Genomic DNA, 18,853 nt, shown 5'->3' with positions numbered 1-18,853 from the left:
CGCAACCGCGAGGAGGATGGGTATATCGTACCAGGGAAACTGGGAGAGCGGTAAGTAAGCAGCGGCCCGAAGCCCAATGCTCGTGTAGGTTAAAGGGAGCAGGTATACAATAACTTTGAGGGCGGCGGGTAACGTTGCTGGGTCAAAAAAAGTCGCTCCTAAAAAGGACATTGGCACAATCAAGAAGTTGTTGCACAGTCCAACGCTTTCTAGGGACTTAACATTCAACCCAACAATCACCCCTAAACCGGCAAAGACAGCACAATTGAGTACTAGCAGCAGTAAAAATAATGGATTCAAAAAACTCCAAACTTTCCCTGTGAACAGAACCGCGATTAAAATTACAGAACCGGATGTCATCATTCCCCGCACAATTCCAGCTAGCATTCGACCTAAATACAACGCCAAGGGATGCACGGGTACGAGTAGCGTTTCCTCAAAGGTTTTGGTGAAAATGCGATCGCCACAAATGGAAAAAGTTGTGCCTCCGAAACTAATCGTCATCGAAGACAGGGCGATCATTCCCGGCAGAATAAACTGCAAATAGTTATCGCCTGCGGCAGGTTTCATGGTTGCGTCTAAAGCACTCCCCAGCCCCAAGCCAAACCCCACAATGTAAATCAAGGGTGATATTAACCCAGCAGAGGCGACTTGTACAATCCGCACACGCAAGTCTAACCACTCTCCCCAAAAGATAGTTAGAGCATCTGCCAGAATAGTTTGGAACTGCGAGCCTTTAGGGGTTTTGCTTAGGGGCAACGAAAGCAAATCTTTCACAGGTTTGAGTCTTCCATAAGGCTTTCTTTATTATTAGTTTACATTTCGTTGCATGTCAATTGACTAGACCATAGGTAGACCTCTCTCCTGGCAGGAGAGAGGCTTTGCTTATCTCCCCTTCCCTCCTTGATCGCCAGTCCAGTAGAGGTATTTGACAAAAGAGGAACAAATACTGCCTCGCCTCCATAGCGCCCCGCCTCAAATTCGTGAGTCTGGGAACTGCCATTGCTCAAGTCGTACTTAATTAGACTATCGAAGAAGGAGCGATCGCTAGTCATTTTAGGACATCAGGAATCTCGGCAATGATGCGTGAGACAATCTGTTCGGGGGTATCGTTGGCGCTGATGCGGATGTGCAGGTCAGCTTCGGCATAGAGACTTTTTCGTTGGTCGAGGAGCGTTTGTAGCGCTTGCGCGGGATTGTCGTTTTGCAGCAAGGGGCGAGTGGTATCATTTTGGAGACGAGCTATTAACACGTCTACAGGTGCATCCAGCCAGATAACAATGCCGTGATGCAAATAACTCCAGTTAAAGCGTCGCAGTACAAGGCCGCCGCCTGTAGCAACGGTTAACCTGGTATGAGCTGCTACTTGTGAGAGTACCTCAGACTCTATCTGCCTAAAATTTTCTTCACCCTCATCGGCAAAAATCTGATTAATCGTTTTACCTGTAGTTTTCTCAACTACCTCATCTGTGTCAACAAAACTGTAGCCTAGCTGACGGGCTAATAAATTTCCTACGGTTGTCTTTCCGGTGCCCATCATACCAACCAGAAAAACATTGATTCCTTTTAATAAGTCATTCACTGGGAGATTGCGCCTCGGCAAACAAATAGCTCTGCGATTAACATCCTCCAGGGTTTCAGACGTTCTGGCAAGTCTCTCATTGATGAGCAAACCGTAGATGATACAGACTCGATCCTGTAGTTAAGGTGAATTTTAGAGCGACTTTATCTGTACTTCATTTATGCTTTGCATAAAATTCATCCTGGCTGGTGATAAATCAACAGATGGGGTGATTTGATTTCAGGGTTTTACAGGTAATTGCCAACAGCTCATGTCTCATGAATCAGGTTGGCGATTACCTAAGGCGCTACGCCCATGTCCTCACTGAAGCTCTGGCGCAAACGGCACCAGTTCTCTTCGTGAAGCACAGCTATCCCCAAGGGACGCGGCTCTGATAGGAGCAAGCGGATCGCCGTAAATCCCCTGAAAGGTTACCTATACTCAAACCGTTTAGATTGCTTTCGATTAGGGTGATAAGGCACATGCTCCTGATTCGTAATGTAGTCCAAGAGGCTCTTTCCACAGGGTATTTGACAATAGAAGCTGAAGAGCATTTGCGACAAATGCTCGCCAAAAAGTATGACCGAGAAGATCTAAAGGCGTTTATGAGGTTACAGCAAGCCGCAATGGCGGGTCAAGTAAAGCAACTATCTCGCGAACTCTTGCGATCGCACGCTTGCTAGAATTTGAAACTATCGCCGCCTTGGCTGGCTCTGTGCGTCATCGTCAAAATCCTCATCATCTTCAAATCCCCAGTCCTCCTCCTCGTCACTCGGCTCAGGCGGTTTTTGAAAGGGCGGCGTAATGACTCGATAGTTAGCATCGTATACTTGGTCAGGTTTACCAACACCTGTTTTGGGCGTGTCTCGGTAGCTGTAGGAGTAGACAGAGCCGCTTTGAGACTGAGTTTTTGGCTCCTGCGAGACTTCATAGTCTGTGCGATCCGTTTGAGGTGTATCTCTTGAGGGGGAAGCCGAGCGCTCGCTTCGCCAATCCTCAGTATCTTGTGCCTTTGATGTGTCTGGCACTGGATCTTCCTCGAAGTCCCAGTCCTCCTTACTCCTTTGCTCCCAATCTGAAGCAACCCTGTTGCTTGGCGTTTTTGGAGGAGGAGGTGGCGGTGGAGTGTATGGAGTTTGAGATTCAGCCTCAGGGTTTTCTAGCGGTTGACGGCGAAAACTACTCCTTCGACGCGGCACTTCGTCCGCTTGTTCTCGACTCTGAGTCGAGTACCCTTTTTGCAGGTAGTTCAGGAGTTGTAGGAACCAGCTCGTGCCCGCTCCGGCAGCGATCGCAATTCCAATCCATGCGGCTAGCGGTAGGGCAAGCGTCTGCGTCCCCAAAAACACCAATGACAGTGCTGGCGACAAATTTGAAAAGGCAAATAAGGCCAATCCACCGCCAATCACCACCAGTAGCACAATCCGAATAACAGGCATTTCAAAAGAGTTTTGAGGCTTAAGTGCTATCTCTACGTTACTGCCTTAGCTCAAAACTCATAACTTAAAATCAAAAACTTTTTATCCTCCTTGCCAGCGCTTCATAGGAATGCAATCAATGTTCAGTTGGTCAAAAGCACGCGCCACAACAAAATCCACCAAATCCTCAATCGTTTGCGGATTATGATACCAAGCCGGGATAGCTGGAACAATTCTCGCCCCAGCTTCGGCTAGGGTAGTAAGGTTGCGCAGGTGAATCAAACTCAGCGGCGTCTCGCGGGGCACAATCACCAATTGACGCCCTTCTTTAAGCTGAACATCAGCGGCACGCTCCAGCAAGTCGGAACTTAATCCTGCCGCGAGTTTTGCCACTGTACTCATACTACATGGCATAATAACCATCCCTGATGTGCGGAAAGAGCCACTGGCGATCGCAGCACCCACATCTCCCCAACGGTGACAAATCAGGTTTCCGCCCTGAGTTACCCCTGCTTGCTGACGCCAGAAACGCTCCTGTTGATCGGGTTCTGGAGGCAGGCGAATATCCTGCTCAGCTTGCCAAACCATATAAGTTGATTTTGAGGCAACCAGTTCGATCGCATAGTCAGCTTCCAACAGAAACTTTAACGCTCGTACAGCGTAGATTAAGCCGGAGGCTCCGGTGACGCCTAAAATAAGAGGATTTGTCATTTGTTAGGTGTTAAGTGAGAGGTTGAAGGTTGAAGGTTGAGGGTTGAGGGTTATAGAGGTAGAACTTTCAACTTGCCAACGTTTCAACCTGCCAACTTTTCAACGTTCCGACTTGCTAACGTTCCAACCCTGTTGAGCAATAACTTACTCCTCCAGGTCTTCGTTAAAGGCAACGCTACCGCCGCCGACGGTGACGAGGTCAATTTGCTGACGGTAGTAATCAACGCTCTTGACTTGAACTTCCACACGATCACCCAGTCGATAAGCGGTGCGATTCTTGCGACCCACAAGGCAAGCGTGTCGAGAGCGATACTCGTACCAATCATCTTTCAGGGAACTAACGTGGACGAGTCCTTCCACAAGCAAGTCTTCAATTTCCACAAAAAAGCCGTAGGACTGGACGCCGGTAATTAGTCCACTGAACACATCTCCTGTGCGTTCTTTCATCTGTTCAGCCTTCTTTAAACCCTGTAAATCGACTTCAGCATCCTGCGCGAGTTTCTCCCGGTCATTAAGATGAGGAACCAAAATGGTTACCTCCGTTTCCAGTTCTTGCTGAGTATCTGGCGGCAAAACATTCCAGTTGATGTTGCCGTGACTGCTACTATGATTAAGGTCAACCCGATCTTTGGAACGAGTCGAGCGGCGATCGCGCCCTTTATCAAATAACGCCAGCAGCACCCGTTGCACAAACAAATCCGCATAACGTCTCATGGGAGATACGCAGTGGGTATAGCCCTTATCAAAAGCTAGACCAAAGTGAGAACCGGGTTTAGAACTGTATCCAGCTAGCTTTAACGTTGACTGCAACAAATAATTCAGGACTTTGGGTGCGGTGGATTTGGCAAACAGCTGGGTAAAGCGTTGGTAGTGTTGGGGAGTAATGTCCTCGTCTTCCTCCACTTGCATATCAAGGTGGAGATTGTTGCCCAACTTGATCAAATCCTGAAGCTCCTCCACATCCGGTATAGGTTGCACGCAGTAAATTCCCGGTAGGCCGATCGCTTGCAAATGAGAGGCAACCGCTTGGTTGGCTAAAATCGTTAATTCCGTTAACAGAGAGCGTACCGGAAGTGTCGAGGAAAGAATAATTGCTCCGATGCGACCTTCATCTTTGAAGGGGTACTGAGTTTCCGACACATTCAAGTCGAACGCCCCTCGCCGCTGTCTTTGAGCGCGAACTGCCGGACTTAATGTAAAGAACAGATTGTTGAGCATTTCTACGGCTGAAGCCAATTCTGGGTCAGCCTCCTGATGCTCGCCCAAAAGCGACTGCGCCTTTTGGTAACTCAGCTGATGGTCTACCTTGATTACGGAGGGATGAATCTCAAACTCGACCAGTTCACCCGCCTCGTTGAGGGTGAGGAGTACGGAGATAGCCAAGCGATCTTCACCGGGAAGTAGAGAGCAACGCTCTTGCACAGTCTCCGGTACCATTGGCAGCACGATATCTCCCAAATAAACCGCTGTACACCGCTTTCGAGCTTCTCTATCTAAGGGGGAGTCTAAAGAAACAAAGCTTGCCACATCCGCAATATGGACTCCCAGCTGCCAGTGTCCTACCTTAGTTTTTTCTAGGGTAAAAGCGTTCTCAACAACCTCACTTTCGCTGTGATCTTCGCCTTCAATTGCGATCGTCAGGTGATTTCGTAAATCGAGACGCTTTTTTAAGTCTGTCTTGCGCAGTTGTTTGGGTATATCCTGTGCCGCTTTAAGGACGTTGGGGGGGAAATTTCGGCGTAAATCGTGCTTGCAACAAACAATATCAGTGTCAGCAGCGTCTTCGGCGTCACTCCCTAGGACGCGTGCTACCTGACCAATCGGGTTTTTTGGGCCTAGAGGGTAGCGTAGTACTTCGACATGAACCAAATGATCGATGGCCTGATCAAGGTTTTCGTGATTGGGATTGAGGTCGAGTTCAAACAGAAGCCGATCATCGAGAGGAACGGCTTGGTAGCTACCATTTGTGCGCCTGACTCGCGCCAGCACTGAAGGATTAGCTCGTTCCAGAATTAACTTCACTTGTCCTTCAGGACTACGGCGGCGGCTGCCTTCTTTAGTAATTTTTACCAAGACGCGATCGCCATTCCAGGCTGTACTCAAATGACTCTTCTGGATATAAATATCATCGGCTCCCTCGACATCTTGGATCGCAAAGCAAAATCCCTTACTCGAACAGCGCAGCTTGGCTTCAACCACGTCCTCTTCATAGACGCGCCGATACCTGCCGCGCTCTTTGACCAAAACTCCAATCTTTTCTAGAGCATCCAGAGCAATCTGGAGTTTTTCGAGACTCTCGTCATCTTGGCAACCAAGCTTCTTTTCCAAAACCTTGGGAGCCACTGATTTGTCATCTGTGAAATTGGAAAGTAATGTAGCGATTGAGAATTCCATCCAACAATCCTTTTGATTGATCTGATCGGGTTTTTCTACTCTTGCCCTGTTGTGGATACGCTCACCTACTGTGACAGAGCCCACTCTAAAGGGTTGCTGGCCTTAGCCCATCTTGAAGGGAGTTGAACGTTAGAAGATTGGACTCCTCCAGGAGAACTCGCAGGGTAGGTGAGAACTTTCAACGTTCAACCTGCCAACTTTAACCCTGACAAAGGTGTTCACCGTCGAGAAAGTGCATTCACTGCCCAAACGGGTTGGCCGGCTGCATCCGTTGTGTTCTGAAGCGAGACTGAGCCTCAAGCCACTGTTTGAAAGTGGATAAACTCGCTGTGAGATTTACCGGATGCCTGGGGACGTGCCGACTTGTAGCAGTGTTTCAACGACAATGGCCCATTCACACGACTAGCGATCTTTCTACTCAGTCTGATTACTTCTCTTGAACACAACTGTTATAAACGGGAACGATAGATACAGCTGCATACTGGAGAAGCAACTGATACCGAGTGAAGAGATTTCGACCCACCCAGTTACTTGCTAACAGACACGTACTTTGACACACTGCCTTTTATGAATTGTTGCTGCTCTTCGTACTGACTCGCTTTGCAGCAAAGGCAATGAGTTACAGTGACAATGGACTGTCTTTAATTATTTTAGGTTGTAGGCGTCTGTTCACGAAATGTTCTTGAAAAGAGCGTATATACTTATGTTTAGTCAATTCCGAGTTCATTACCCAAAAGGCAGCCTGGTTACTGAGCTATCCGCGATCGATCATGGTAAGTACATCGTGCGTTGCCTGGTTCAAGTTGAGGGAATAACCCTCGTTACAGCGCTGGCTGCGGCCCAAACCGTTGAATTGGCAGAAGACCAAGCCAGAAGTCGAGCGTTAATGATTTTAGGTATTGACCCCACAACGGCTTCTATGGGAGAGGAGAAAACCTCTGTGGTTGACCGAGTGGTACTAAACCCCCAGACTCCAACACCTATTCCTTCCGTCGCCCTCCCCTCAGAAAGCCTATACCAGCCTCCCTCAAATCGGTTTCCAGAACCCTCGTCGGTCGGAGATACTAGCAGCTTGTCATCCCTTGACTTAAAAAGGGAGGAAGTCACTGAGCGTGCTGGAAAGGCCGCATGGATAGCTGATGAGATGACTGTAACGGATGAACCATCCACGGATATTTCTACACTCCAAGAGGTTGAGAACCCGCTCTGGATGACAGAGAAGAAATCGTCTCAGACTCAACTAGAGGATACACCCGTCAGGTCTTCCACCCAGAGCAAGCAGAAACTGGAGGAAGATACCAGCGCAACGAAAGCCCCTGAAACTCCCATTGATTTTTCTGACATCATCGCCAGAACTAATGTGGAACTCAAGCGTTTGGGTTGGACGACTCAAAAGGGGAAAGATTATCTCCTACAAACTTACGGGAAGCGATCGCGCCAGCTCTTGTCTGATGCTGAATTACTGGACTTCTTACATCATCTCGAATCTGAGCCGACACCAGAAGATTAGAGAAGGTGAGGGGATAACTGGAGTTCATAAGGAGGAAGCGAGGGGATGAAAGGGTGTTACTCGTCTTAGGTTTAAGTTGAGGAAACCGCCCCATCTCCCTCTCTCCTCATCTCCCCCTGCCCCTGATAGCAAGTTTTTACGCGACGCTAACAGGGGTACGGGTTGCTGATGGGCGGCGATCGATCACTTGGTCAATCAAGCCATAATCCCTAGCTTCTTCGGCTGACATGAAGAAGTCCCGTTCTGTATCTTCCTCAATCCGTGGGAGGGGCTGACCCGTGTTTTGTGCCAAAATCTCGTTGAGCCGCCGCTTGTGATAGAGGATTTCTCTAGCCTGGATTTCAATATCTGTCGCCTGTCCTTGGGCACCCCCTAGAGGTTGGTGAATCATAATTCGGGAATGAGGTAAGCTCATGCGCTTACCTTTGGCACCCGCACTGAGCAAGAAGGCTCCCATACTGGCTGCTAAGCCCAAACAGATCGTACAAACGTCTGGACGGACTTGATTCATCGTATCGAAGATTCCCATACCTGCTGTCACCGAACCTCCGGGAGAGTTGATGTAAAGGTAAATGTCTTTTTCGGCGTCCTCTGCTTCTAAAAACAGTAGCTGGGCAACAATTAAGTTGGCCAGGTCAGAATCAACGGGTTGTCCGAGAAAGACAATGCGCTCTCGCAAAAGACGAGAGTAGATGTCAAAGGCGCGTTCGCCACGACCGGATTGTTCAATAACTGTAGGAATCATGCGTTACAGCTTTGTTTGTATTTCTTTAGATTGATTGTAGCGATTGACACGGTTGACAGTCGGCTCTGGGATGGACTGGGGACTGGGCATTACCTCTTGAGACTCGAATTTTGCCTTTTAACTTTTGACCACAAACCAAAAAGGTCACAAGCCCCCGACTTTCAGTCGCAAAGACAATTCCATTATCCAAAATCCAAAATCGAATAACTTTCTGCTGTCCCATGCCCTTTTTTATCTTGTGACAGTTTAAAAGGCGGAACGTGGGTGTTGAGCACTGAATTAATCCTTAGATACGATTACCGACAAACCACCCCAAGGGTGAGTTCATTAGATACAGCCTGGTTCTCGCCGTCTATCGTAATCTAAGAATGAAGCTAGAGATTGAGGAGTACCCGTCATGTTCAAAAGACTTCTTCAAGCTGCCACCATAACGTTCTTGCTGAATCTACTGGCACACATTAGTCCGCCAGAGACGAATCAGTCGAGTACGGTATCACCCCCGCTAACCAACTCAAAACTAATGCTGAGTTTTCGGTAGGGGCTTCTCGTAAAGCCGTATTACCCATTTCTCCTCCACCCTCTCTTCCCCTCTCTAAGAGCGTGCATAACGTCCGATGAGTTCAGCCGCGGCGAGAATATGACCATCGATGGCTGCCTCTAGCTGAGCTTTCGTGGCACCCGATTTTAGACCGAGTTCTCGGTCAAGGGCATAAAGTTTAAAGAAGTAGCGATGGACACCACTCGGTGGACAAGGGCCTCCATAGCCCAATTTGCCAAAATCATTTTTACCCTGTGTACCCCCGTTGAGCAATGTGGGTGTAGCGGCAACAGCCTGGGGTAGCTGGCGAGTTTCAGGAGGTAGGTCGTATAGAACCCAGTGGACAAAGATTCCACTGGGAGCATCTGGGTCATCGACAATCAAAGCAAGGCTCTGTGTCCCAGTTGGGGGAGCGTCCCATCGAAGTTCTGGAGAGATGTCTTGACCGTCGCAAGTGTAGAGGAACGGAATCATCTCGTTTGCAGTAAAAGCTGTACTCTCAAGTTTCATCATCTTACCAACAGGTTTCGTTTGCGGCTGTATAGAGATTGATGAGCGGTTACTGGCAGCACGGCAACTCACCAAGCCTAGCCCTGTTAACCCCAGTAGATTAGCACTCTCCCGCAGAAAGACTCTTCGACCTATAGAGTTAGGCACAGAAAAATTAGTCTCCAGCTCATCAGTGGTAAGAACGTTGCTATGTTGCTATGTGCGAAGCGGATACTTTGAGACCCTTGATAGCCAACCTGATAGTCTTATACTACTTGAGTGGGTAACTGACTATTGAGGTGAAGATTGATGAGGAGTAGGAAAATCGCTGGGCTGTATCTGAGGTAAGCGATCAAGTTCTACCTGTGGGTTCACCTTATTATTAAGAGGAGGTTGCGTCGAAATATCTTCTGTGTGAATGAGGTGGTGAATTTCGACCTCGGTCTTTTTTAGCCCTTCTTGGAAAAAGTTCGGAACGGGAGTTAAATCACGGGAGAGCTGACTATTGGAGATTGGATTTGATGATACTTGACTGAGAGTCGTCGGCTGTTTAATCAGTAGCCAAACGACAAAAGCGATCGCAAGCGTGCTAAATGTTGCTTTCATGGGGGATAGTCTATGCAGGCTGACTACTTATCACTCTCATCTCTGAAATTTACGCGTAGTGTCTAAGAGCGCTTTACTTAATCTTCATTCAATTTCCGTTCATCCTCAAGGTTACTTTATCTAAATCCGGGGCAGAAACAGCGATTCTTATAAATGTAAATGAGCCAAATGGGTCTGAGGACACCAATGGCGATGATAGGCTCACCGGAAAAAAGCATGATGACTGTAGAGACATATATCGAATATCTCAAAAAGCTCGATGGTATCGCAGAACTGCGGTCTCACTCCGGACAATTCTTGGGTCGCTTGGAGAGCAAGCCTTATTCTTTCTACTCCATCATTAACGTCCAAGGCTTCTACGGCAGCTCTTCCTCTTCAACGAGTATCCGTAATAGCTCCAGTCAGTACGGTGGCTTTAAAGGAATTTACAGCCCGTTCAACCCCAATTGTTCCAACCCACCCTTCATTGCGTGCTCCGGTCAACCCCTGATGTTAGTGACGCGAAACCCCCAAATCTTAACGTTTGGATTGAACAGCATCACCCCAGATTTTCTGCTTGCCGTCTATGAAATACTGGGTCGATCCAAGCCACACGAGGTTTCAATGAAGCTTTTGGCTTTAAAAAGAACTAGAGCCACAGCAATAGATGTTCGTCACACGATTGTTATTCCATCTCAGGTGAGGGAAGAGAGCCTTATGTTGAGTAGGTGAGAGCCTAAATGTTAGCTTTAGGCCGTCGCGCCTTCAATAGACCTATCTTGCAAGTCTAGTTTCATCCTTCGTTGTGAGCGCAGCTCATGGTGTCTCTTGCAACAGCGACTTTTGCACTCTTGAGAAAACAGGGTAGGCGATCGCAAATGCTGCAACCCTAATGGATCGGGAGTTTTCCCAATTAATCTACATTTTTGAATTTTTATCAAAAACTCACCGTTCAAATCGTTATGTAAAAAAGCTCTCAGACTTTTGCTTTGAGTGTGATTTTCCGAGACTGACAGGAGCTTTTCACGGACGCGAAGGCTAACGCCCCACTTCGCTAACGCATCCGTTAGGTCAAGTAAGAAACTATGCTGATTTCTTAGGAAAGCGATGAACACAGTACTGTGACGGCTGGACAAGCAGGCTGTCATTCGATTTTGGATTTTGGCTTGTCCCCGCCACTAAAAGTCGAGGGATGGGAATACTGAACTAATTTTTTTGTTCTCCACGACTTGCAGTCGGGGGCTTGAGACCTTTTTGGTTTTTGGTCATAGATTGTTTCACTTTCAGGTAGGTTGAAGTAAAGATAGCTTTATTTGCTTGTTATATTTAGGGCTTGCTTAAACTAACGGACGCTCTACTGAAATTGGTTCTTCCGCAACCTCCCCCAACAGCTACCCTCTTCTGTCACTTTAGGAAAATTCCTGGAATTTACGTTGCTTCAGCCCACGAAAATTCAAGGTTTCATCCCAGTTTGATACAAAAGAGGCTAGATGCGCCTGCTGAAGAGATGAGGACAGTCAAAACAGGGTAGCAAAGGGGCAACAGGATTCGCAAAAGACAGTGTTGATCGAGAACATCCTTCCTTGGGGAAACTCAAGAGCGATCAATTTGTAATAAACCCAGTGGGATCTGAAGGAGAACCAATCGGCTATAACCGTGAAAGATCAAAATATTTGCTTCTATCCGTCATCCAGAGAAGCCTTTCTGGGAATATGGACTCATTTACGATGAGTTATGACCCAAAGTCTCTCAATACATTGACCTAAGGAGAATAAAAAACCCATGCGCTTGGAGATGGGATTGTGTTGGTGTGAGGTTGTTATCAAAGGCTTGCTAGCAAAGCCCCGCTTGCGGAAACTTGCTCCCTTTGGTGTGGGAATTGCTGTTACGGGTAGCATCGGCATACTGCTAGTTCAGAGCCGCTATGTTGAGGCTGCACCCTGCTGTACAAACGCTAATGCGGCAACGCCGACGGATTGGCCAAAGGTATCTGATGAATTAAAAAGCCCAGGAAGTAATCTCCATAGTCTCAAAAAAGCGGAATGTCTGGAGCCATCCTCTTCAAAAATCTCTACTCTTTCCTTCGAGAAGGACGCCTCACCCCTATTCGGTGGAGACAGCTACCCTGAAGGGAAAGCCCGACTCTACCCCTCAGTTCCTCCTCCGGAATACATGTACGAGAATGCCTTCTCGACGAAAGCACTTTCAGGAATTAGCTCCGCTGGTGAGCTGGGTGCGATCGCGTCCGGTGATCGTCCAATTCAGAATGCACATCGCTCTTCGGCTTCCCCAGCGATTCTCGAACATCTGCAAGCCCTAGAACAAGAGTCCTTATCTTGCCTCACACAGAAGGTAGCGTGGAACCCCACCCCAGACAATGACGAGCTTCCACACCCAGCGGCGGCTAGCAAAGCAGCATCGGGGCTTCTGGGCACGGAAGGGAAAGTTAGTCAAAATTCGCTCTTTGGGCTAGAAGAGGTCTCCGTGTTTTCCCTGCCTTCCTTCTCCCCCCCGAAACTTACGCCTCTAACCGGTGAAAGCTTCATCCAAAAACCATTCCTAGAAGCACAGACTCCGACAGCTCCCCCGCCCGTCGCCCCAGAAAATCTACAACCCGACCCAAACCAAGAGCGATTTTTGCAGCCGCCCTTAAATCCGGCACCCGTCACACCGAATTCAACATCACCGAGTCAACCCTCTCTTACCCCAAAACTGGAGATACCGGATTCAACATCACCGAGTCAACCCTCGCCCACCCCAAGACTGGAAATACCGGATTCAACATCACCGAGTCAACCCTCGCCCACCCCAACACCAGAATCCCCGGAAAGGCAGCCACCGATTCAACCCTCGCCTACCCCAACACCCACAACCGATCCCAATGCTCAAACAATTCGAGTCCAGAGCATTAAAGTCACTCGCAGTACTGTCTTTGGTGCACAACAGCTCAATCCCATAGTGCAACCTTATGAAGGGCGTACCCTCACCCTGGAACAACTCAGAGAAGTTGCCGATAAAATCACCCAGTTGTACTTGGATCAGGGCTACATCACCTCTAGAGCAATTCTGGCCAATCAAGTGATTCCTGCTGATGGAGTGGTGGAAATTGCTGTGATCGAGGGAAGCTTGGAAGATATTCAAGTCGAGGGGACGCGCCGAGTGAAACCCAGTTACGTTCGTAGTCGTGTGCGACTGGGTGCCGGAAAACCGCTGAATACGGGTAAGCTGGAAGACCAACTGCGGTTGCTACGAGCAGACCCCCTATTTGAGAATGTAGAGGCGTCGCTGCGGGCAGGAACTGGCGTGGGTCAGAGCATTCTTATTGTTCGTGTCGTCGAAGCTAATCCGTTTGAAGGCAGTGTCAGTATTGACAACTACTCGCCACCCAGTGTTGGTTCCGAACGGTTGGGACTCAACTTGCTCTATCGCAACCTAACCGGTAATGGAGATGAAGTTGCAGGATCTTACTACCACACCACAACGAGCGGTGCAGATAGTTTTGACTTCAGCTATCGCATTCCGCTCAATCCGATGAACGGCACTCTGCAACTGAGAGCTGCCCCAAGTCGCAATAGAATTACTCAAGAACCCCTCAACCTTTTTGATATTCGAGGGCAATCGGATTTGTATGAAATTAGTTTCCGACAACCGTTCATTCGCTCACCCAGGGAAGAATTTGCCTTATCTCTAGGCTTTAGCTACCAAGAAGGTCAGACCTTTCTGTTTGGGTCACCGTCTCCTTTTGGCATTGGTCCGGATGAAACAACTGGGATCAGCGCGACTCGGGTCATCAAGTTTGGACAAGACTATTTGCGCCGTGATGTTAAGGGGGCTTGGTCTTTGCGATCGCTCTTTAGTATCGGTGTCGGCGCGTTGGGTGCCACAATCAATCCCGACCCAATACCTGATGGGCGATTCGTCAGCTGGCTCGGTCAGGCACAGCGTGTGCAGATTCTCAATGAGAATAACTTCTTAATTGTGGGAGCTGACATTCAGCTGACGCCCGATAGCTTATTGCCCTCCCAACAATTTGTAATTGGTGGCGGTCAATCCTTACGAGGCTACCGACAAAACATTCGCTCAGGCGACAATGGCGTGCGTTTTTCCGTCGAAGATCGTATTACGCTACAACGCAACGAAGCCGGTGCTTCTATTTTTCAACTCGCTCCCTTTTTCGATGCGGGTGTGATTTGGAATCAGTCAGATAATCCGAATAACCAATTTTTACCCTCGCAGCGCTTTTTAGCTGGTCTTGGCTTGGGACTCATTTGGGAAGCCCAACCCGGATTAAGTCTGCGGGTGGACTATGGCTATCCTTTAATTGATGTCGATGATCGGGGGACGAATGCTCAGGATGAAGGCTTCTACTTTAGTGTTCGCTATCAATTTTAAAAATGGGTAATCGTTACAGGGGAAGCAAGTTGAAGGTTGAACGTTCAAACCTTCAACCTTCCACTCTGTAACGCACTTCCTACCTATTCCAGCCGATAGAGTTTTTTCGTACCCTTTTGTGAGACAATTAAGCCACTATCAAAAATAATGAGGCGCAGCATGACTCAGCGAGCGCTGCTGTTGGTAAATCGCCACTCTCGGCGAGGTGAGGAAACTCTCATACAAGCCATCAGCCAGTTACAAGCGCTGGGTCTTGAACTGTTGGAAGAGTCAACAGGGAAGCCCCAGCAGTTGTCGAACATCATCCGTTTTTATCGGGATCAAGTTGATTTAGTCATCATCGGGGGTGGGGATGGCACCCTAAATGCCTGCGTCGAGGGGTTAGTAGAGACTCAGTTGCCCTTAGGCATTTTGCCTCTGGGAACGGCCAACGACCTCGCTCGCACCCTCAAAATTCCCCCGTCGATACCCGAAGCTTGTGAAGTCATTGCTACAGGTTACAGTCAGCGGATTGACCTAGGTCGAGTCAATGATAAGCACTTTTTTAATGTCGCTAGTCTGGGGCTTTCTGTACAAATTACCCAGCAATTGGACAAAAAAGCCAAGCGTTTTTGGGGAGTTCTTGCTTACGCGGCTACGGCGATTAAAGTGGTTTGGAAAGCTCGACTCTTTTGGGCAGAAATTCGCCTTCGGGGAGAGTCGATTCGGGTCAGAACTATACAAATTGCAGTAGGTAACGGACGATATTATGGTGGCGGAATGGCAGTGGCGGATGATGCCGCGATCGACGACCAACGCCTGGATCTTTATAGCCTGGAATGTCGGCATTGGTGGCAACTTGTTCGGCTATTTCCGTCACTGCGGCGAGGCAAACACGCTGACTGGTCTGAAGTGCGTACCCTTCAGGGCAAGGAATTTGAAATTTATACTCGTAGACCTCAGCCGATCAATGCTGATGGTGAAATCGTGACTTACACTCCGGCTAAATTTCAACTTGTCCCTAGGGCAATAACCGTTTTTGTACCTTATTTTCCCCAACTCCAAGAGCTTAAAATTAAGACTTGAGCACCGCTCAACTGCCTTCATACTCCGTCATTAGTCTTTAAGACTATGATTGAGTTCGTACCGTGTTACAGCAAACATTACCCGTGGCTCCATCTAGTCATTCAAATTCTCGGCCCGCTCTAGCAAATGCATGGCACACTTTAAACGTCGAGAAGACGCTCTTAGAGTTGAGCACTAACGCAGAAACGGGTCTGACGACCCAACAGGTTGAAGAGCGGTTGCAGCAGTATGGCTCCAATGAATTAGAAGAAACTGCCGGTCGTAGTTCCTGGGAAATCCTGCTCGATCAGTTCAAAAACATCATGTTGGTGATGCTGATCGTGGTAGCGATTATTTCAGGGGTTTTAGACTTAATCGCGCTGCAACAAGGCTCTTCAGAAGGCGGAGTTCCCTTCAAAGATACGATCGCGATTATGGCGATTGTAATTCTTAATGGCATCCTCGGCTATCTTCAGGAAAGCCGTGCGGAGAAAGCACTTGCCGCTCTGAAGCGCCTTTCTTCCCCGAAGGTAAGAGTCCTTCGGGATGGCAAACCCATTGAGATAGACGGCAAACAACTGGTGCCGGGGGACATCATGCTCCTAGAAGCGGGCGTTCAGGTGTCAGCCGATGCGCGTTTAATTGAGGCATCCAATCTCCAAATTCGGGAAGCTGCACTGACTGGGGAAGCTCAAGCCGTTACGAAGCAGGTTGATACTCAACTGCAAGAAGAAACGCCTTTGGGCGATCGCGTTAATTTGGTGTATCAAGGAACCGAAGTCGTTCACGGACGAGGTACTGCCATCGTCACGGGTACGGGGATGCGGACAGAACTCGGTAAAATTGCCGAGATGCTGCAAGCGGTGGAAAGTGAACCGACGCCCTTGCAACAGCGGATGACTCAACTGGGTAACGTCTTGGTGACTGGCTCACTGGTGCTGGTAGCGCTAGTGGTGGTAGGCGGTATGCTCAAATCCTACCTGGATACGGCTAGATTTGATGGCGGGGTCTTGCAAGAGCTGGTGGAAGTTTCTCTCTCTATGGCTGTCGCTGTCGTCCCGGAAGGTTTACCTGCTGTGATCACCGTGACTCTAGCGTTGGGAACACAACGCATGGTGCGTCGCAACGCCTTAATTCGCAAACTCCCAGCCGTAGAAACCTTAGGAAGCGTAACAACGATTTGCTCCGATAAAACTGGCACGCTGACTCAAAACAAAATGGTGGTTCAGCAATTAGCTACGGTCGAGCAGAGGTTCAGCGTTACAGGTGAGGGATACACCCCTAGAGGCGAGTTTAAAATTGACAATCAGGCCATTAGAGCGGAACAGTATCCAGAACTACAAACGCTGCTGATTGCCTGTGTAGTTTGCAATGATGCTGTATTACAGCAGGACTTACCAAAAAGCCAAGAGAACGGCACAGGGAAAGGGAAACCCAATTCAGCAGATGAGTGGATCATTTTAGGTGACCCAACAGAAGGAGCCTTACTCTCCCTAGCCGGGAAAAGTGGTTTGGAAAAGGACTCGTTGAGCCGTCAATTGAAGCGAGTTGGAGAGTTTCCTTTTTCCTCAGAGCGCAAGCGGATGAGTGTGATTTGTCAAGGCAGAACTCAAAACGTTGCCCAACACGCTCAAGATACACCGTTTGTAATGTTTACCAAGGGTTCGCCCGAACTGATTTTGGAACGCTGTAAAACCTATCAACAAGGCAATACAGTTAAGAGTCTTACAGATACCCAGCGTCAGCAAATCTTGGAGCAAAATAACCAGATGGCAGGCGCAGGATTGCGGGTGCTGGGATTTGCCTACAAGCCCTTAGAGAGCGTACCTCCAGACGCCTCAGAGGACTCGACTGAGCGGGAGTTGGTTTGGCTGGGTCTCGTGGGAATGCTAGATGCTCCGCGAACAGAAGTGCGGGATGCAGTGGCGCGATGTCGAGATGCTGGGATTCGCCCAATCATGATTACGGGTGACCACCAACTGACGGCACAAGCGATCGCGCAGAGTTTAGGGATTGCTAAAGAAGGCGATCGCGTCCTCACCGGTCAGGAGTTACAACGACTCAGCCAAGAAGAACTTGAACAAGAAGTCGGAAATGTCAACATCTATGCCCGCGTCTCCCCAGAACACAAACTGCGGATTGTCAAAGCCCTTCAAAGTCGTGGCGAATTTACTGCCATGACTGGCGACGGGGTGAACGACGCCCCCGCCTTGAAGCAGGCAGATATTGGCATTGCGATGGGGATTACCGGCACTGATGTCAGTAAAGAAGCTAGTGATATGGTACTCCTCGATGACAACTTTGCCACCATTGTCGCTGCCACAGAAGAAGGTCGCGTCGTGTACACCAATATCCGCCGATTTATCAAATACATCCTGGGCAGTAACATTGGTGAAGTTTTAGTCATTGCCGCAGCGCCTATCATTGGATTGGGTGGCGTGCCTCTGACACCGCTACAAATTCTCTGGATGAACCTGGTTACTGATGGTTTACCCGCCCTCGCCCTTGCTGTAGAACCGCCAGAACCCGATGTGATGAAACGCCCCCCCTTTAGTCCCCGTGAGAGTATTTTTGCTAAGGGACTAGGGTCTTATATGGTTCGCATCGGTATTGTTTTTTCAATTATCACCATTGCCTTAATGGTATGGGCATACAACCATACTCATGCCGCTGGCTATCAGGGAGATAAAGACACTTGGAAAACGATGGTGTTTACCACCCTATGTATTGCCCAAATGGGACATGCCTTGGCGGTTCGCTCTATCTCTCGCCTCGTAATACAGGTGAACCCCTTCTCTAACCCCTATTTACTCTGGGCTGTAGTTGTGACTACAGCTTTACAGTTGGCTCTCGTCTATGTTCCACCCCTACAAAATTTCTTCGGGACTCATTACCTAAACCTAACAGAACTTGCTATTTGCCTCGGCTTTAGCTCCTTATTGTTTGTTTGGGTTGAGATGGAGAAACTTTTCTTCCGCTTTTACTTCTCCCGTCGTCGTGCTTAAGTCATTAGTTTGGAGAGGGGTTGAAAGTTGGCCAGGAAAGCAGGTTGATGCGTTTTAACCTTCTAACGTATAACTTTCAACCTTCAACCCAATGACCCAAGACCAAAATGTATCTGAAAACTTTACACCTGAGACAGTTTCGCAATTACCGAGACTGCGTCGTAGATTTTGATGCCCCCAAGACGATTTTGGTGGGTAATAATGCTCAAGGGAAATCGAATCTACTAGAGGCGGTAGAGTTGCTCTCGACGCTCAAGAGCCATCGCGCAGTACGCGATCGCGACCTCGTTTTAGAAGAAGCAACGGTTGGTCAAATTCAGGCTAACCTGGAACGTGCTTATGGTTCAGTAGAGCTAGCTTTAATTCTGCGCACTCAAGGACGCCGCACCGTTGCCCTTAATCGGGAAGGCTTACGCCGCCAGTTGGACTTTTTGGGTATCCTCAATGCGGTACAGTTCTCT

Annotated in this window: 18 protein-coding genes; 8 read left to right on the top strand and 10 right to left on the bottom strand. The window is 48.6% G+C overall.

The genetic code is table 11. The features are described 5' to 3' along the window. The 3 genes from V6C93_RS15535 to V6C93_RS15525 all read right to left on the bottom strand — a co-directional run. The coding region (locus tag V6C93_RS15535) for an ABC transporter permease (protein WP_333477573.1) at positions 1–777 on the bottom strand (777 nt) is incomplete at its 3' end. A gap of 38 nt (positions 778–815) precedes the next feature. Continuing rightward, on the bottom strand, positions 816–1,055 hold the full coding sequence (locus V6C93_RS15530) for a hypothetical protein (RefSeq protein ID WP_333477572.1): 240 nt from the start codon (positions 1,053–1,055) through the stop codon (positions 816–818). Continuing rightward, positions 1,052–1,582, bottom strand: a complete 531-nt coding sequence (locus V6C93_RS15525) for a shikimate kinase (RefSeq protein WP_333477571.1) — start codon at positions 1,580–1,582, stop codon at positions 1,052–1,054. Before V6C93_RS15525 ends, V6C93_RS15530 begins: the two co-directional genes overlap by 4 nt. Positions 1,583–2,043: 461 nt before the next feature. Here V6C93_RS15525 and V6C93_RS15520 point away from each other — a divergent pair, with 461 nt between their 5' ends. Next, positions 2,044–2,244 carry a hypothetical protein gene (locus V6C93_RS15520; protein WP_333477570.1) on the top strand — a complete coding sequence of 67 codons (201 nt, stop codon included), beginning with the start codon at positions 2,044–2,046 and terminating at the stop codon, positions 2,242–2,244. A 9-nt stretch (positions 2,245–2,253) separates the two neighbouring features. Here V6C93_RS15520 and V6C93_RS15515 read toward each other — a convergent pair whose 3' ends face one another. The 3 genes from V6C93_RS15515 to V6C93_RS15505 all read right to left on the bottom strand — a co-directional run bounded on the left by V6C93_RS15515 (position 2,254) and on the right by V6C93_RS15505 (position 6,084). Beyond that, positions 2,254–3,000 carry a hypothetical protein gene (locus V6C93_RS15515; RefSeq protein WP_333477569.1) on the bottom strand — a complete coding sequence of 249 codons (747 nt, stop codon included), beginning with the start codon at positions 2,998–3,000 and terminating at the stop codon, positions 2,254–2,256. A gap of 81 nt (positions 3,001–3,081) precedes the next feature. Then, positions 3,082–3,690: a flavin prenyltransferase UbiX gene (locus V6C93_RS15510; protein ID WP_333477568.1), complete on the bottom strand. Its 609-nt coding sequence runs from the start codon at positions 3,688–3,690 to the stop codon at positions 3,082–3,084. Between the two features lie 144 nt (positions 3,691–3,834). Beyond that, on the bottom strand, positions 3,835–6,084 hold the full coding sequence (locus V6C93_RS15505) for a ribonuclease R family protein (RefSeq protein WP_333477567.1): 2,250 nt from the start codon (positions 6,082–6,084) through the stop codon (positions 3,835–3,837). A 703-nt stretch (positions 6,085–6,787) separates the two neighbouring features. Between V6C93_RS15505 and V6C93_RS15500 the strand changes: the two genes are divergently transcribed. After that, positions 6,788–7,594 (top strand): hypothetical protein, encoded by an 807-nt coding sequence (locus V6C93_RS15500; RefSeq protein ID WP_333477566.1) that lies wholly within the window; start codon positions 6,788–6,790, stop codon positions 7,592–7,594. Positions 7,595–7,730: 136 nt separating this feature from the next. Here the strand turns inward: V6C93_RS15500 and clpP are convergent, their stop codons facing one another. Then, on the bottom strand, positions 7,731–8,339 hold the full coding sequence (clpP, locus tag V6C93_RS15495) for an ATP-dependent Clp endopeptidase proteolytic subunit ClpP (protein ID WP_333477565.1): 609 nt from the start codon (positions 8,337–8,339) through the stop codon (positions 7,731–7,733). Positions 8,340–8,736: 397 nt separating this feature from the next. Here clpP and V6C93_RS15490 point away from each other — a divergent pair, with 397 nt between their 5' ends. Next, positions 8,737–8,877: a hypothetical protein gene (locus V6C93_RS15490; RefSeq protein ID WP_333477564.1), complete on the top strand. Its 141-nt coding sequence runs from the start codon at positions 8,737–8,739 to the stop codon at positions 8,875–8,877. A 54-nt stretch (positions 8,878–8,931) separates the two neighbouring features. On the opposite strand, the gene V6C93_RS15485 is transcribed toward V6C93_RS15490, so the two are convergent. Both V6C93_RS15485 and V6C93_RS15480 read right to left on the bottom strand, forming a co-directional pair. Then, the gene (locus V6C93_RS15485; RefSeq protein ID WP_333477563.1) at positions 8,932–9,534 is read right to left on the bottom strand and encodes a YbhB/YbcL family Raf kinase inhibitor-like protein; all 603 of its coding nucleotides are present in this window, start codon (positions 9,532–9,534) and stop codon (positions 8,932–8,934) included. Positions 9,535–9,657: 123 nt separating this feature from the next. Next, the gene (locus V6C93_RS15480) at positions 9,658–9,972 is read right to left on the bottom strand and encodes a hypothetical protein (protein WP_333477562.1); all 315 of its coding nucleotides are present in this window, start codon (positions 9,970–9,972) and stop codon (positions 9,658–9,660) included. A 159-nt stretch (positions 9,973–10,131) separates the two neighbouring features. Between V6C93_RS15480 and V6C93_RS15475 the strand changes: the two genes are divergently transcribed. Continuing rightward, positions 10,132–10,683 carry a hypothetical protein gene (locus tag V6C93_RS15475; protein ID WP_333477561.1) on the top strand — a complete coding sequence of 184 codons (552 nt, stop codon included), beginning with the start codon at positions 10,132–10,134 and terminating at the stop codon, positions 10,681–10,683. Between the two features lie 17 nt (positions 10,684–10,700). Here V6C93_RS15475 and V6C93_RS15470 read toward each other — a convergent pair whose 3' ends face one another. Then, positions 10,701–11,099, bottom strand: coding sequence for a hypothetical protein (locus V6C93_RS15470; protein ID WP_333477560.1), 399 nt, complete (start codon positions 11,097–11,099; stop codon positions 10,701–10,703). Positions 11,100–11,733: 634 nt separating this feature from the next. Here V6C93_RS15470 and V6C93_RS15465 point away from each other — a divergent pair. From V6C93_RS15465 to V6C93_RS15450, 4 genes are all read left to right on the top strand, one after another. Beyond that, complete coding sequence (locus tag V6C93_RS15465) at positions 11,734–14,343, top strand: ShlB/FhaC/HecB family hemolysin secretion/activation protein (RefSeq protein WP_333477559.1); 2,610 nt, start codon at positions 11,734–11,736, stop codon at positions 14,341–14,343. 159 nt (positions 14,344–14,502) lie between these two features. Continuing rightward, positions 14,503–15,408, top strand: coding sequence for a lipid kinase (locus tag V6C93_RS15460; protein WP_333477558.1), 906 nt, complete (start codon positions 14,503–14,505; stop codon positions 15,406–15,408). A gap of 83 nt (positions 15,409–15,491) precedes the next feature. Further along, on the top strand, positions 15,492–18,392 hold the full coding sequence (locus V6C93_RS15455) for a cation-transporting P-type ATPase (RefSeq protein WP_349262724.1): 2,901 nt from the start codon (positions 15,492–15,494) through the stop codon (positions 18,390–18,392). Positions 18,393–18,499: 107 nt separating this feature from the next. Next, positions 18,500–18,853 (top strand): AAA family ATPase (locus V6C93_RS15450; protein ID WP_333477556.1); only part of this gene is annotated, 354 nt, incomplete at its 3' end.

Source organism: Allocoleopsis sp., from assembly GCF_036703385.1.
Classification (GTDB): domain Bacteria; phylum Cyanobacteriota; class Cyanobacteriia; order Cyanobacteriales; family Coleofasciculaceae; genus Allocoleopsis.
Note: the sequence above shows the minus strand (reverse complement) of the source record. Positions and strands in the feature narration are given on the sequence as shown.